The following is a 14,949-nucleotide window of genomic DNA, read 5'->3' as shown; positions in this document are numbered from 1 at the left end:
AGTAAAGTAGGTTCTTCAGTACTAGTGTTCTCTCCTGTAATTGAATCGCCAATGTTTTTTAACACTTTTAAATCTTATTGAAAAGGTGTGGATAAAAATGTTGGAAAAATCGGTACTGCTGCTTATTGTGGCTAGCTTTTTGTTTATGGTTAATGTGCCGGATCAAGCTTTTAACCACCATCATAGCATTCCCCCCTCAAGTTACCATTGGAGGAATTTAAAGCAAAAGCCCTGCTAACCTTATGGTTGGCAGAGCTTTTTCGTTACCGGAACTCCGTATTTGTTTTCGCAGCCCCTATCGTTAGATACGCTTAATTTATTTCATTATATCGTTCGACTGCCTTGCTTAGCTTATAATTGAAATTCTCAGGTGTGCCATCCGTAGTGTTCAGGAACTGGCCGTTCAGGTCAGAATCAGATACAGGTTCCTTATTATTGATACGTTCAATGACTTTCGAAGCAGCCGCTTTTGCCTCAGTGGCTGAATCAACATAGTTCCTGATACTGAAGCTGTTAATCCCTTCTTTTTGAACTCGATTCTTGTCTTTTGAGATGGTCATGAGCGCACTCAGATCTGCGGTCATAATGTCGTATTTGGCTTTAAACTTCGTCATATCAAGCTGCAGCACATTGTCGGCGGTGATACCCTGCTCATCCATTTCAATGGCCGTAGCCTCGGCATCTATCATGAACTTCAAGGCATTATATCTGATCTGCTGGTCTGAATCCTTGAGTTTTTGCAGTTCAGCCAGACGCTGCTCGTTACCCAACTTTTGCATAGCCGTGAAGTATTGTTTGGAGACAGTCTCGTAAGCGAGATTGGCACTTACCAGCTTGGTATGCAGCTGTTTTCCTTTTGCGAAATCATCATCCACGTAACCTTTTGTATCATAGTAAACTTTCATCTCGTCCAGGACGGACAACAGATCATTGATGACCGGTGTCAGTTTGATCACTACGGGGTCTGCGTTCGCAAAAGCAGGTTGGCTTGCGGTATAGCCGTTCGCTTTATCAATAACTTCCCGCTCACTTTCAGCAACGCCGAGCATGATGAAGCTGAAGTTCTTCTCGATTACAGGCTGTGTATCAACTCCGAACTTCTCGAAATAATGAACCAGAACCTCATTGATTCTGCCTGTCATCAAGTTATTCAGCCTCACATACGCATTGTATTTTTCGATTTCTTTGCTCTCGCCGGACGTAACACCTGCAGACGCTTGATCCACGGTGGATGTAATGGCAGAACAAGCGGACAACATTGCACCTAACATGATAATGGCAATAAAGAATGATAGCTTTCTCAAAATAGTGATTCCTCCGACTGAGTAATTTAACGTGCTTTTCTTTTGTAATATGTCTGAATAGGAGAGAGAACAACTGACCTCTTCTGGTCGATTAAATTCCCTCTTCGCCGCATATCAATGTTGATTGTGAACAATCTATTCAATTTTAAAATTATTTGGTGAATAGGTCTTGAGACTTGAGTAGCATAATTTTATAAATTTCTTTGTTGTTGACGATTGTTCTGCCAACTTCCTAAAAGCTTGTATTCCTCTGGTCTCAGTGGTGATTTCCCCATTGGAAATATTCCTGAATATGATGTCCCTTATTTCTTTACTAACCATAATCGTACTCCTCTCCTTCACATAAAAGATGATACCTTTGTTTACCTAGACGAACTCATTCTCAGTACATTTTTACTATATATTGGAATTATCCTGCCCGTTAGCTTAACGTCGCCGTTCAGACTAGTCTGCAACTTTTCAGCAGGCTGCTGTAATATGCCAGTATGAAGGATCTGGGGATAAAGACAGGGAGGCGCACAGAGGACATAAAAATTAGGCTGCTTGCTTTAGAACAAGATAACTATATTTATGGGACGGATAATTCTACACTACGGGACTAGGTTATCATACACTAAATAATGAGACTTATTTTATAAACTGCTTGGGCTTGTTTTTACATTTTCGGGATTATACGGTTCCTGAAACCAAAGCAGCGTTTTTAAATTTTATCGAAAAGGTGTGGATGACCAATGTTGAAAAAAATGGTACTGCTGATCATTGCGGCTAGCTTTTTGTTTATTGTTACTGTGCCGGATCAAGCCTATAACCACCACAATAGTATTCAGCCTTACGTTACCATCGAAGGTGCTTAAACGTAAGCAAAGCAAATCCCCGCAAACCTTAACTGGTCGGCGGGGATTTTTGTTGAACAATCTAAGGAACGGTGTGTTGAAGAATCGTACAGGAAATTTAGGCTTTAACTGGTTCAGGTCTTTTTAATTGAAGAGGAGGAGGTATTAGCCAACCCTTTTCTTTGTTCATTTTTAGAATACGGACTCCCAAAGCAGTCTTAGTTAGATGATATTTCGCAAATAAAGCCCCGATGTCTTCTCTAATAGATTGACCCATAGCTTGGCTGCAAGATGTCAATCCCACAGAGGTATCTAATGCGATTTTAGCTGCAATTTCGGGATCAGTAAACCTTGCACCAACCGGGATATCTTCAAGTTTCACAGGGGGTCTTTCAGGCAAAATAGGAGCTGGGGCAATTCCATTATCAGTAAGCATTGCGTCGCATTCTTGGATTTCCAGTTTAGCTTGATCAATAAGATCATCCAGTATTTTTTTGAGCTCTTTGTCTCCTGCGTGGTTTAAACATGCTTGGTAAAATGAAACGCTGCCTTTCGCTAACGCTGAAAACTGCCACACACTATAAACTTCTCCGTAATGCATGGGCTCGTCTTTTGGATTCCCGCTTAGGATACCCATTATAAAAACCACTCCTTTTTTAATTTTAATGATGTACAAATTTATGATTCCCAGTAGTGAAGATTTAATGTGTGTATAAGAAATAAGTTCTACTGGGCATGCTAAATACATTAAAAAATTGATTGCAAACACAAATTTAAGGAGTGGTTTAGGTATGTTGAAAAAAATGAAGATAATGGTTGTTGTTGCATTAATGATTTCAAGCTTTGGAGCGGCAGTAGCATTTGCTGAAAACAGTCAAAACAATATGGGCACAAACGACAATGGTAGAACACAAATGCTAACTACTAATAATAATAATGATGACGATAATAATAATTGGGGGTGGCTTGGTTTGTTGGGGTTAGTTGGATTGGCAGGTTTAAAACGTCGCGAGCCTGAAAACCACAATAAAAGATAATCGTAAATACAACTCAAAAACAACTTAATAATCCCCGCTAACCATACTTGGCCGGAGGGGATTGTTTTTATTCGAACTATGTCTTTAGACGGAAAATAAAGATTAAGACACCACTTTTGAGCAAGTTTCTCTTTCGCGTTCAAAATATCGGCAACCTTTTGGTTTGACACTACCTATATAAAATCGGATATTTCACCCATAATAAGACAGCCTGTTTTATTCCAAAAGTAAGAGGAGCAGATGAATGTGAAAAACAAATGGTTACTGGCGTTGCCGTTAACCTTGGGCTCGTTTTTAGCATGACTCCGTTAGTAGTCGCGCAAGCGAGGGTAGGCGAGGAGAAGGATTATGCTTGCCAAAGTTCCAAAATGGTGCAACTGAAAGGCGATAGGTATGGATCGATCATACGATATGGACGAGAAGCTATATTGTGCGCCATATCCAATCGTCAAGATCAAAAGGACGTATTGGACCGGTTAGCGGACATCTTGACAGAAGGCATTGTCAAACAGTTTCCTTGAAAAATTTTAAGTGAGCGCTATAGACGCTGCCAAGCAGATTAGCTTTCTATAATCACCCCAAAGGGTGGTATAGAAAGCTTTTTTATCGGTTTAATGAATCGTTAATACAACTATGAATGCAGTTCGGCATGTCGAACCGAAATGCGTTCTCCCGCAAACTCAATTTTATTGACTCTATTTCAACGTACTCGTAATGCGTAGGCCGAGGGTTCAATTCCCTTCACCAGCATTCTATGAAACTCAAGCACAGCGCGGCTACCAAGCTTTTGGAGACCGTGCTTTTTGTTGGAGTGGGTATTATTAAACGATTAATCGAATTAGAGTAAGAGTTTGAAGATTTCACTTTAAGTAAACTTAAAAACCAGGGTAGTTCATGAACAAGAAAATTTATAATAATCCTATTTTATTTCAATAATTTTAAAAAAGAGGAAATTATATTATCGGTTCAACAAGTTCTTTTTAGTAGAACCTTTTTTACCAAGAAGCCGCCTCGCAATGTATTCCAATACATATACTTAGAACATGATTATATGAAGAACTAGTTATCGAGAAAAATAGGGAAGTTCGCTTTTATGTAAAATAATATTTTCTTAATTTAAAACGTAGAATGGAGGGAACTTCTTGTGCCACGAGCTTCAGTTATACTGCCAGTTTATAATACTGTGGCTTTTATTTGGGAAGCAATCCACAGTATTTTAGTTCAAACCTACTCCGATTTTGAATTAATTATTATTGATGATGGCTCAACAGATGGATCTGCTTTTCTATTTCACAGATAACAGATCCTAGAGTGGTTAAAATCTTTCATAGTACCAATCAAGGTTTGGTCGCTACTTTAAACGAGGGATTCAATAGAGCAACTGGTGAATATATCGTTCGTATGGATAGCGATGATATTTCTACGCCAGATCGATTGGATGTGCAAATGTCATTTATGGATCAAAACCCCTTAATTGATGTATGCGGTGCTGCTTTTACTACATCTAGTGGAGGGGCACTTAAGGTGAATCCGGCTAGTCATGAAGAAATTAAAACATGGTTGTTATTTCATTGCTGTATCTGCCATCCTGCTACAATAATACGCAATAGCATGATACATCGGCTAAACATTCAATATGATAGTAGTTATCCTCATGCCGAAGACTACGAACTGGTTGGAACCGATTAGCCTCTCAGGTACAAATAGCGAACCTCCCCATAAACTTATTGTTTTATCGTCAACATAAAGGACAAGTGTCCATTCAGCACAGAGCAATACAAGACGACACCGCTCGGAGAATTCGGCAAAGACAGTTTAGCCAGTTGGGCTTGGAATTATCAGATGAAGAGAATCAGATTATGCTGGATATTCTTGAGTTTAAAATTAATCCCTATGATTATAATTGCTACATTAAAGCAGTAGGATTTGCGAATTGGGTGTTGGATCAAAACTGTAAGTATCAGATTTACAATCAGGAACTATTAAGCATGGCTTTTTCACGGTGTATATCTCATCTTCCATATTAACAAAGATATCAGCAAGCGATCGGAAAGTATCCTAATATCCCGCTGGCATAAGTAAATGGGGTGTTTATATGTTTACCTGAATGCCCGGTCATAGAACGTATTTACACATATATTAAGATGACGACAAATAAAGGAGGGCTAAAGCTATGAGCGGATGTGCAGGTGCAGCTGTTTGCGGTGTATGGACTTCTACAGCGGCCATTTTGGTGCTCTATATTCTCTTGGTTATCATCCTTAAATCGTGTTGGGTTTAATTTTGTGAAAAGAATTGTATGATTATGACCTATCCATCAAGTTCAACGACTTTTTTTCATAATCTGCCCGAATTTAGATTAGATAAAAAGCTCTGCTAAGCTTAGGGCTATCCGTTTATTTAAGCCGAGTTTACGGGCCGCATTTCAAATGTTCTATCCCCCCTGCTATAGAGGGCCGACCCTATTCCAACGCACTCGTAATGCGTAGGCTGGGGAGGGGAATGCAAACAATTTGCCCTTTAGTGAATATAAAAAAAGGACTCTTCGGGCATTTATCCAGATAGAGTCCTTCTTGTTGTTTATTTCGTTGAATACTCGTTAAAGATAAGGGCTTACTTGATTAAAATTTATTGATTTTCCTTCGTGAGAAAAGAGGCTGCTAACAGTGTAGTATTCGTATAGCCACCTGAAACATTTTCATATGAAAAATTAGCGATAGGAACTCCAATAACTGTAGCAACGTCTCCTTCAAAAATTTCTCCACTTGCTCCCGGATAAACTGCCATTACTGTATTATCATTTTCATCACTAATATAAACGATAGCCGTTGTCCCTATAGGAATGTTATCTTCTTCTATATCTATTACATCCCCGCTTATTTTTACAAAGTTGTTTAAGTATAAGTTCAAATTTTTATTTAAGTGTTTTGTTGTTACGGATTTGTCTACTAGATTAATGACTTTGCTTTTATCTGTGGAAGGAAATAAGTCACTGTTTTTAGCAATGAAGTCATAAGAGGTTTGTTCCATAGAAGCTTGATCTTCTGTTAACACGGGTGTTCCATCTTTCAAGAATTCAGCAAATAAATATTCTTTATCTGTGACCTCATTTGTAGAAGCTTGTTGGGCAGTACTTTCATTGCTTGCTGTTTGTTCAGTAGCAAAGGATGTACTTGAAGACCCAGACCTTGTCGTTGTTTCCTTAAAATTGCTTCCACAAGCTGTTAAAGCTACAGAAAGTAGAGCAATAGATAGAACTTTTTTTAACATGACGAATTCTCCTGTGTATCCTCATCGGTTGAGGTAGTTGCTCATTTTATCTTGTTACCTTTATTATCGAATATTAATGTTGAATATATAATACTTTTAAGTTTTAACAACAAGGATATAAACAGTGGCTCAATCTTTTCTAAAGGTATTTTTTTTAGTATACGATATCGGATGCACTGTATTGTTAGAAATTGTATAAATGACTCATTCTATCAAATTAGGCAACGTCGCAAAGACGGGGGCTAATCCCCTTCGATAGTATCTAAAAAACTCAAGCAAAGCGCGGTCTATACGCTTTTGGAGACCGTTTTTTTTGTATAAAAATGGAGAGTGTTATGGTATTTAAAAAAATAAATATTTTATATTTTTGGTTTGTGCTAATATATCTCTATTCAATTACAACTAGAAAAGAGGATATTGTGTGCACCATGACAAGGAATTAAAGCTTGCAGAAACAAATATTGCAAAAGGTATTGCTGTAATACTACTTTTGATCCATCACCTCTTCGCTTTTCCTGATAGATTAAAGTATGACTATGTTTCATTATTTAGTTTATTTCATGAAAGAGGGGAATTTTATTTAGGACATTTTGGTCAAATAGCAATATCTATTTTTTTGTTTCTAAGTGGTTATGGATTATATAAGAGCAATGTTCAAAATCCACATCATTTAATGCAGAAAAGCTTTACAAGATTAAGCAAAATAATGATAAATTACTGGGTTGTTTTTTTGCTTTTTATCCCAGCTGGTCTATACTTCTTTGGAAATTCTGATAGATTTCAACATAATTCAATAATGGATTTTTTGCGGAATTTTATAGCCCTATCCAGTTCATATAATGGTGAGTGGTGGTTTTTATATGATTATATTCTGCTGCTATTAATTTTTCCGGTCACCTTTCAAGCCTTTCAACGTAACGCATGGGTAACTCTACTCATTTCCGGTCTTGTTTTTTATAATTCATATTCACAAGGAAATTATTACAGTATTATGTATTGGCAGTTGCCGTTTATGATAGGGTTGTTCTTTGCTAAATATAATTTGTATTCATGGATGAGTAAGATTTATAATTCCATCATATTTAATAACATACTGTTTGATATTATAATAATTGTAGTGTTATTTCGCTTTCGTACCACGAGTCAACTATTTGAGAAGACAACAATTGATATGATTATTGCCCCTTTATTTATCCTCGTTAGTATTCATTTAATGAATAAATTAAAACTAACCAGACCTTTTGCTTACTTAGGTAAAAATTCAATGAATATTTGGTTAACCCACACTTTTTTTTGTTATTATTATTTTCAGAGTATTGTTTTCTTCCCCAAGGTATCTATCTTGATCTTGTTGTGGCTAACGTTGTTAACGGTACTTACTTCAATTGTAGTTAACAGCATCATTAGTCTCATTAATACCAAAGTGTATACAAAAAATATTGATCTCAATCCAAACAAAGTAGGGGGCCAAGTGTAAAGTCTTACTATCTGTTTGGAAAAGACTACTGAATTGTACTTCACGGTCACTCATTCGAGAGTATTTTATTAAACTTAAGCACAGCTTCCAGGCTTTTTGGAAGCCGTGCTTTTTTTATTGAAACAAACGATTTGCAAACCTTTAGTCTAGAAATAATGTATCGTCCAGTACAGCAATTTGGGCGTGATCTCGAGATTACAGTAAATGTAAAGAAGGACTTCATCAGCATGTTAGCCGACATGAAGCCCTTCATATGTTTATTTAGTTGAATATTCGCTTACTTCAAATGTGAGAATTTTGTTGAAGATTACGTAGTCTTTGCGATTGCTGAATGGACCTTTGTTGTTATTGTGCTTGTCAATGGCAAAGAAAGAAGCACCTCTACCAGCATCTTTAGCGTCATACCAAGCGATGAAGGCATTGAGTTCTTTTTTACTCAGATCGAATTCTTTATCAAATCCATTGTCCATCGTTACAGTAAGAATGGCGCGATCACCAGTTGGTTGGGAGGCCCCATCTGTATCTGACGGATCAGGTGTTGTAGACGGATCCGGTGTAGTAGATGGATCTGGTGTAGTAGATGGATCCGGTGTAGTAGATGGATCAGGCTTTGTAGATGGGTCAGGTGTTGTGGACGGATCGGGTTTTGTAGATGGATCAGGTGTTGTAGATGTACCCGAATCTTGATAAGGTAAAAAACCTTCTGGTACAGAATATTTAAACTCACTTGCTCCGAAATTAGCAGTATATACAACAAAACCATTTAATTGATCGTTTCTTATGTAGGGATATACAGTATCGCCTAATAAAGAAGGAGTGTACTTAGAAATACCTTGTGAAACTCCATTTTTGTAAAAGGTTATTGTGTTATTACTTAGATCTAAAGCAACCGAAATGACATCATTTACTGTATAAACGGCCCCGTAATTATAATTTCCTGTGCCAAAAGATTGGCTCGTAGGACCATGACTGTCTCCATGATAACCAGTGTACCTGATTTGTTTTTTCTTGTCTGAATTTGCGACTCCAATATCGCCGCTTCCTTTATTAAGGGTTACTTCCCAATACCATTTCCCTGAGCTTTTACCTACATTAGCAATATCGGTTTGATTCCACTCAGGAATTGTTTTTGTTAGAGATCCATCGGACCAAGTTACATTTGTAGTCTCAGCTTTTGTAACAGCAGGGAATAATGAAAACACCGAAGCTCCAATGAGAAGGGCTAACACTATTGTTCCTAGTTTTTTGAATATAATATTGTTCATGACTTCCTCCTAAATATATGTAATAACAAGTGAATTATAGAATTAGATTGGGGGAATTGTCCAAACATTAAATGATATATATTCAAATATGAGTATTATTATGGAATTTAATTTTTTCCAGAGGAACGTAGGTCGTCGAAAGTATAAAGGCACTAGTCATTAGATTGGAGGTTTCGAAGAAACATCCGGTTAAACCTCGTAACAAACAATAGATATATGATACATACACAGAAATGTTTAAAGCAGAAGGAGTCTACATGTGGTTCACCGAATGGAATATTTGAGGTGATCGTCGTGAAACGCACATATAAAGTATTGAAGACAGACATGGAGTTGTTTGGAGCTGCTCTGGTCCAGGCACATGTATACGTTGTATTCGTTGATGAGGAATTGCGTGTGACATTTGAGGATTATGGGGGAGTAATAGAGGAGGTTAAGCCAGAATCAGTTAAGATAGCGGGTAAAATTTTTATGCGAGACCAGCTTGAATTTCGAATAGACCTAGTATCAGGAGAGGACCCAGAATAACTAATAACTCCGACGGTCAATAGCCAGTATAGAGAAATATTTCACGTACATAAATAAGGCAACAGAGTTACGAGTCACAATAGCTCAACTTCGGAATTAGATTGTATGAGGCGTAGGATTCGATATTCATAATGACAAGGCATATCCCATATGACTAAGTAAGTGCTTTTTTGCTCACATAGAGGAGGGATATGATTGGATGCATTCGTTTCACGCTCATTAGATGAAATACGATTTTGGTCCAGGATCATGAAGGAGCATTCCTTTTTTCTAGGGTTAGGTTTTAGAGCGGAAGATACTCAACTTAAAACAGAAGCCAATCGGTTCTACGCCATTTTTGAGGATATTGAGAAAAGGTCGCATGAATTTAATACCGAGACAGATCCTTATACAATCAAAGAGTTTAATACGGAAGTTCAGAATGCGGCGACAAATATTTGGGCATTTAAGAGAATGGTATTGGGCCTTATATTACAATGCAAACTTCCTGGGCAAACCAATTTTCCCTTACTGGTAGATCACGTAAGCCGGGAAGCCAATTATTTCAGAAATCGTTTAGGGGAACTCAATTCAGGAAAGCTTGAACCATTACCTGATGCAATTATTGATGAAAATGTATTTTTCTTAAAAATCATGGCTGATCACGCAAAATTTATAGGCCATTTGCTTGATCCATCCGAGCGTAAACTGGTTGAACAAGCTAGGGAGTTTAGTAATGATTTTGATATGCTGATGTTTCAAGCGATTGACCTAAGTCATATGCGGCCACAGTCACAAACCGTTCCACTCCTGAGTCAATTTGTTGATGAAAACCGTGTCTCTGTGAAGTCTTTGCGTGATTTTAAGAAAACAGCGCGCGATTTAATCGACGAGTGCCGAATAAAAAGCATTATCCATCCTTTATTGGCCGATCATGTATTTCGTGAAGCGGAGAGGTTCCTTTTTATTCTCGATATGTTTGATCAATCCTTATCAGGTGTTAAGGTGAATAAGAGAGAAATCATGCACTGAGAGAGCCCAGTAAAAAGAGTACAGTTTCTGTAAAATATCCAGTGGAAATAAAGCTTTAGACTGAACCAAAAAATCAAAACAGCGGCAGACCAAGACTTAAAAAATAAAGTCTTAGACAGCCGCTGTTGCCATCCAACTAACGTGTATGAGTACATAGAAAATCCAATATGTCAGCATTAAGCTTCCTATGGAAATGCTCGCGATCAAAGCCGGGAGGGTCTTGCGATGGGAGAAATGCCGGAGTCCTCATCGATTCCGGGAAAGGACTCAGAAAGGAGAAATGTCCGGCGTTTTTTACGGTTTTATATTGTACCTTCTTAGGATCTGGCACGCCATCCAATATTATACGCGCATGTAAAGAAGGAGTATACTGATCCTTCTCTGCATCCATCATTAAGATAGGTAGATTAACCGCACGCAGGCTACCTTCAGTTCGAAACCAGACCGACGCTGGTGCGAGTAAAACGAGGCATTTTACTCGGTGATTTGGTGTAGCCTCTATAAGCTGAGGTTTCCCGTCCGGGGTCTCGTGAGGAAAAGAAGTCGGCACCCCACCCGCCGCTGCTAATGCCGTGTAACCGCCCATGGAATGTCCGATGAGCGACACAGCATTCTGTATTAATTTGTCCTTGAACAGCATACTATCAAAAAACCAGTCGGTGGACATATTAAGATGTCTAGGTCTATAGATAAGATTCTGGGCTGTTCCTTCCAAACTATTGTCATTACGATTGTTAAATGGATGCTCTGGAATGCCGACAATAAAACCGTTGCGTGCTAAATGCTGCGCCAAAATCCGATACACAAGCGGCGTACTGCCAGTACCGTGAGAGATGATAACCAAAGGGAACCTTCCTTCCGATGGCTCTGCCTCTCTCGCCAACTCTAACTGGTATGGACCCAATCGCTCTATTTGTTCGGGCTCGTCCGCTGGATACATTACCGTCATGGGAAATGTAATGCCTAGGGAGGAATCCTTTATTTCTACTTCTCGCCATCCTGCATAACTATTCTTAAATTCTGCGTTTCTTATCATCCACCATACCTTTCCTTTCTCGAATTAGCACAAAATACGTATGTTTATTCTGTATTAAAGCTTGTCATTATTGCATTTTAAATCCAAATATCATTGACTGCCGTTAATTCTGACTCCGCTCCTCCAGTATTTACTACACCTCTCGGCTCTACTAGCATGATATGGCACTCTTCATGTGCGAAAGGCTTGTGTTCGACTCCCTTAGGCACAATAAACATTTCTCCCTGAGAAACCTGTACCCGTCCATCTCTAAAATCAATGAACATCTCGCCCTCAAGTACAATAAAGACCTCGTCGGTATCTTGATGATCGTGCCATACAAAATCCCCAACTATTTTCACCAATTTAAATTGATAGTCATTCATTTCACCAATAACTTTCGGAGACCAATGATCACTAAATTTAGATAACTTTTCATGCAGTTTGATGGATTGATACTTCATAATACCCTCCTTTTAAACTAGATATCCTCAGACGGATTTATAATCGCCAGTACCTGGTGATCCTCCCACTTTCCGTTGATCTTTACGTTGCTTCGAGAGATGCCTTCTTTGTGAAAGCCAGCCTTCTCAAGCACGCGGATGGATCCTGGATTCCGAGGAGAGGCTTCCCCGAAGATCCGGTGAAACTTTAGCTCATCGAAAGCATAGCGAACCACCTGCTTCACCGCCTCCGTCGTATAACCCTTGCCGTTATATGCTTGGTCTAGGCTGTATCCGATCATACAGCTCTGAAGCGGTCCTCTCACCACAAAAGATAGACCTATGCTGCCTATAATCCGGTCGTCCTCCTTGTGGCATACCACAAAGGAATATTTCCGATCCTCCATCATGTCGGTCTTGCTCTTAATAATCGTCTGGAGCTGGTACTCCTCCGTATAGTACTTCTCTTGGTTGTTTGGCGAAAACTTATCAAAGAACTCCTGATTGCGCTTGTACATTGCTGCCAATTCTGCGGCGTCCGTTTCCTCAGAGAACCGGATGTATACTTGCTGCTCCGACATCTGCACCATCCTTCCAAACTGTAATATTGAAAGAATTATATCACAGGATGAAGATTGGGAAATGATTTGATGAATGGTGTATATCAGGCAGCATTCCTTTGAATGTTAACTAAAAATATATACCATAATTATTGGATTGGATATAATGTTTTCTAAAAAAGGAGGATATATTGTAATGAATAATGCTTACGAAGTGCTTGAGGAGCGTATATCCGAATGGGGAATCTCTAATGAGGAAATTATTGCGGTTTATATCGTTGGGTCCCGGGCAAGAGAGGACAAACCTTTTGATGAGTTTTCTGACTTGGATGTAGTCGTCTTTTCAACGAATCCAGATTACTATCTTCAAAATGATCAATGGTTACTAAACATCGGCAAGGTTTGGACCAGCTTTATGTTTCGAACGGCAAAAGGAGATCCGGAAAAACTCGTTCTCTTTGACCAAGGGGCTGAGGTTGATTTTCTATTCCGTCATACATCCGATCTGGATCATATAATCAAAAATGGACGTATTCCTGAAGGGTTTCAGCGGGGGGTCAGGATGCTGCTCGATAAGACGGGAAATGGAAACCAAATCATCCCTCAAACCACTACGATCACGGTTACTCCTCCGATATCTGAAGGTGCTTATCTACAGGTTGTTAACATGTATTGCTTCGCCTCTCTCTATGTGGCTAAACAAATTTTGCGCAATGATCTGTGGGTAGCTAAGCAAAGAGATATGGACTGTAATTACTGCTGCAAATGATAGAGTGGCATGCAAAAGCTGTACATGGATCGGAATATGATACTTGGCATGCAGGGAAATTCATAAATGAATGGGCTGATCAAGATGTCGTTGCTGATTTGAAAAAATCTTTTGGGGAATATGATCCCAATCATAGTTGGGAAGCACTGGTCGTATCCTTTGAGTTGTTCAAACGATTATCCTCGGAAGTGGCAGCTAAGTATAAATACGCGTATCCGGATGAATTATTTTCCCATATTCAAAACTGGTTAGGGGGACAATATGATAAGCATAGATAAAAAGTCGGACACCCTAATTGTTGTGCTGCATGAGATTTATGGAATTAACCAGCATATACAAAATTTTTGTAGCCTATTATCAGATCAGGGTTATGACGTCATTTGTCCAAATTTACTAGGCAAGGAAACGCCTTATGACTATTCGCAAGAGGAAACTGCCTACACCAATTTTATGGAGAATGTAGGATTTGACCGCGCTTTCTATCATATCGAAAGTTTATTATTAAGTAATCGAGCTCGTTATAAAAAGGTATTTATCGTCGGCTTTAGCATAGGGGCAACGATTGCCTGGCTGTGTAGTAAAGAAAAGTATGTTGATGGAATCGTAGGATACTATGGCTCTCGTATTAGAAATTATTTAGAAATAGCTCCACATGGTCCAATACTGCTTTTTTTCCCACAGGAAGAACCATCATTTAATGTGGATGAGCTCATTTCAACTTTAGACAACCGTAATATCCGGGTACATAAATTCAGTGGACAGCACGGATTCAGTGACCCGTACTCTCCCCGATATAACGTACACTCAGCTCAGCAATCATTTAAAGAAATGGTAAACTTCTTCAAGGAAGGTTGATCAATAAAAGCAGTCGTTTGCTTCCAGCCCACACCTTTTTCATTGCTATTGCCAATTCAAACAGTCTGCTTAACCCGAGGTATCTGATTAACCAGAGTGGTGGCCTCATTACCGTACCCGGGCACTTATTGAGCTACCGTCTGGGAATGACGTTTAAAAGAATGGCTAAAACCAACGGCTTTGCCAGAGGAGTCGTGGAGGCGATTGGCGTGGAACAAAGGGTGAGAGGCGATTCGGGAATCAAGATTTTCCGTGATCAAACGGTCATTCGTTTTACCCAGAGACGAACTGGGCCTGGAGATTCAGGTTCCGTATGGTTGAATGACAGTAACGATCGGTTGAACAACTATGCGGCCGCGGTCCATTTTGCCGGATCTACAGACGGAACGCGTTCTACATCTTTCCCGATTGAACGAGCGATGAGAACGTACGGAACCTTGGTCGCCATCCCGGCTGGAGCTGGAAGATATAAAGCAGGTGTAGCAAAGGGAAAGGCTCCAAAAAACAATTATGCCTATGTCCGTCCAATGACGAGAAAACAACTGGCCTTGTCTCCAATCATAAAATCCAATGCGGAATAAG

At 39.1% G+C, this 14,949-nt stretch carries 17 protein-coding genes and 3 pseudogenes; 13 read left to right on the top strand and 7 right to left on the bottom strand.

What is annotated here, in order from left to right; all coding sequences use genetic code 11:
- Positions 1–311: 311 nt before the first annotated feature.
- Positions 312–1,304: a YiiG family protein gene (locus MHB46_RS11760; RefSeq protein WP_341162413.1), complete on the bottom strand. Its 993-nt coding sequence runs from the start codon at positions 1,302–1,304 to the stop codon at positions 312–314.
- Positions 1,305–1,902: 598 nt separating this feature from the next.
- On the opposite strand from MHB46_RS11760, the pseudogene MHB46_RS11755 reads away from it, so the two are divergent.
- Both MHB46_RS11755 and MHB46_RS11750 read left to right on the top strand, forming a co-directional pair.
- A pseudogene (locus MHB46_RS11755) lies at positions 1,903–2,073 on the top strand (transcriptional regulator); the annotation flags it as partial.
- Entirely contained in the window at positions 2,036–2,158 is a 123-nt protein-coding gene (locus tag MHB46_RS11750; RefSeq protein WP_341162412.1) for a hypothetical protein, read from the top strand. The pseudogene MHB46_RS11755 and the gene MHB46_RS11750, both read left to right, overlap by 38 nt.
- Before the next feature lie 97 nt (positions 2,159–2,255).
- Here MHB46_RS11750 and MHB46_RS11745 read toward each other — a convergent pair whose 3' ends face one another.
- Positions 2,256–2,774 carry a DUF3231 family protein gene (locus MHB46_RS11745; protein ID WP_029516021.1) on the bottom strand — a complete coding sequence of 173 codons (519 nt, stop codon included), beginning with the start codon at positions 2,772–2,774 and terminating at the stop codon, positions 2,256–2,258.
- Positions 2,775–2,928: 154 nt separating this feature from the next.
- Between MHB46_RS11745 and MHB46_RS11740 the strand changes: the two genes are divergently transcribed.
- The 4 genes and pseudogenes from MHB46_RS11740 (at position 2,929) to MHB46_RS11725 (ending at position 5,455) form a co-directional block, all read left to right on the top strand.
- A complete protein-coding gene (locus MHB46_RS11740; protein ID WP_341162411.1) occupies positions 2,929–3,174 on the top strand; it encodes a WGxxGxxG family protein in 246 nt (81 codons plus the stop codon).
- Positions 3,175–3,420: 246 nt separating this feature from the next.
- A pseudogene (locus MHB46_RS11735) lies at positions 3,421–3,653 on the top strand (glycosyltransferase); the annotation flags it as partial.
- 665 nt (positions 3,654–4,318) lie between these two features.
- Positions 4,319–5,201, top strand: a pseudogene (locus MHB46_RS11730) (glycosyltransferase family 2 protein).
- Between the two features lie 146 nt (positions 5,202–5,347).
- The gene (locus MHB46_RS11725) at positions 5,348–5,455 is read left to right on the top strand and encodes a hypothetical protein (protein ID WP_023986758.1); all 108 of its coding nucleotides are present in this window, start codon (positions 5,348–5,350) and stop codon (positions 5,453–5,455) included.
- A gap of 347 nt (positions 5,456–5,802) precedes the next feature.
- Here the strand turns inward: MHB46_RS11725 and MHB46_RS11720 are convergent, their stop codons facing one another.
- Entirely contained in the window at positions 5,803–6,444 is a 642-nt protein-coding gene (locus tag MHB46_RS11720; protein ID WP_341162410.1) for a hypothetical protein, read from the bottom strand.
- 421 nt (positions 6,445–6,865) lie between these two features.
- On the opposite strand from MHB46_RS11720, the gene MHB46_RS11715 reads away from it, so the two are divergent.
- A complete protein-coding gene (locus MHB46_RS11715) occupies positions 6,866–7,921 on the top strand; it encodes an acyltransferase family protein (RefSeq protein ID WP_341162409.1) in 1,056 nt (351 codons plus the stop codon).
- Between the two features lie 257 nt (positions 7,922–8,178).
- Here the strand turns inward: MHB46_RS11715 and MHB46_RS11710 are convergent, their stop codons facing one another.
- Positions 8,179–9,186 carry an SPRY domain-containing protein gene (locus tag MHB46_RS11710; RefSeq protein WP_341162408.1) on the bottom strand — a complete coding sequence of 336 codons (1,008 nt, stop codon included), beginning with the start codon at positions 9,184–9,186 and terminating at the stop codon, positions 8,179–8,181.
- Between the two features lie 294 nt (positions 9,187–9,480).
- Here MHB46_RS11710 and MHB46_RS11705 point away from each other — a divergent pair, with 294 nt between their 5' ends.
- Together MHB46_RS11705 and MHB46_RS11700 are read left to right on the top strand one after the other, a co-directional pair.
- Complete coding sequence (locus MHB46_RS11705) at positions 9,481–9,714, top strand: hypothetical protein (protein ID WP_341162407.1); 234 nt, start codon at positions 9,481–9,483, stop codon at positions 9,712–9,714.
- A 195-nt stretch (positions 9,715–9,909) separates the two neighbouring features.
- Positions 9,910–10,725 carry a DUF2935 domain-containing protein gene (locus MHB46_RS11700; RefSeq protein WP_103046830.1) on the top strand — a complete coding sequence of 272 codons (816 nt, stop codon included), beginning with the start codon at positions 9,910–9,912 and terminating at the stop codon, positions 10,723–10,725.
- A gap of 136 nt (positions 10,726–10,861) precedes the next feature.
- Here MHB46_RS11700 and MHB46_RS11695 read toward each other — a convergent pair whose 3' ends face one another.
- The 3 genes from MHB46_RS11695 to MHB46_RS11685 form a co-directional block, all read right to left on the bottom strand.
- Positions 10,862–11,761: an alpha/beta hydrolase family protein gene (locus MHB46_RS11695; RefSeq protein WP_341162406.1), complete on the bottom strand. Its 900-nt coding sequence runs from the start codon at positions 11,759–11,761 to the stop codon at positions 10,862–10,864.
- Between the two features lie 77 nt (positions 11,762–11,838).
- Positions 11,839–12,204: a cupin domain-containing protein gene (locus tag MHB46_RS11690; protein WP_023986767.1), complete on the bottom strand. Its 366-nt coding sequence runs from the start codon at positions 12,202–12,204 to the stop codon at positions 11,839–11,841.
- A gap of 17 nt (positions 12,205–12,221) precedes the next feature.
- Positions 12,222–12,764, bottom strand: coding sequence for a GNAT family N-acetyltransferase (locus MHB46_RS11685; RefSeq protein ID WP_061830017.1), 543 nt, complete (start codon positions 12,762–12,764; stop codon positions 12,222–12,224).
- Positions 12,765–12,939: 175 nt separating this feature from the next.
- Between MHB46_RS11685 and MHB46_RS11680 the strand changes: the two genes are divergently transcribed.
- From MHB46_RS11680 to MHB46_RS11665, 4 genes are read left to right on the top strand one after another with little or no spacing between them, the layout of a single operon-like run.
- The gene (locus tag MHB46_RS11680; RefSeq protein ID WP_341162405.1) at positions 12,940–13,512 is read left to right on the top strand and encodes an aminoglycoside 6-adenylyltransferase; all 573 of its coding nucleotides are present in this window, start codon (positions 12,940–12,942) and stop codon (positions 13,510–13,512) included.
- Positions 13,509–13,790, top strand: a complete 282-nt coding sequence (locus MHB46_RS11675) for an aminoglycoside 6-adenylyltransferase (protein ID WP_341162404.1) — start codon at positions 13,509–13,511, stop codon at positions 13,788–13,790. Before MHB46_RS11680 ends, MHB46_RS11675 begins: the two co-directional genes overlap by 4 nt.
- On the top strand, positions 13,774–14,367 hold the full coding sequence (locus tag MHB46_RS11670) for a dienelactone hydrolase family protein (protein WP_341162403.1): 594 nt from the start codon (positions 13,774–13,776) through the stop codon (positions 14,365–14,367). The genes MHB46_RS11675 and MHB46_RS11670 overlap by 17 nt, the downstream gene beginning before the upstream one ends.
- Positions 14,364–14,948, top strand: a complete 585-nt coding sequence (locus MHB46_RS11665) for a hypothetical protein (protein WP_341162402.1) — start codon at positions 14,364–14,366, stop codon at positions 14,946–14,948. The genes MHB46_RS11670 and MHB46_RS11665 overlap by 4 nt, the downstream gene beginning before the upstream one ends.
- Position 14,949: the final 1 nt, after the last annotated feature.

The organism is Paenibacillus sp. FSL H7-0703, assembly GCF_038003485.1.
Lineage (GTDB): Bacteria > Bacillota > Bacilli > Paenibacillales > Paenibacillaceae > Paenibacillus > Paenibacillus polymyxa_B.
This window is presented reverse-complemented; position numbering and strand designations above follow the sequence as displayed.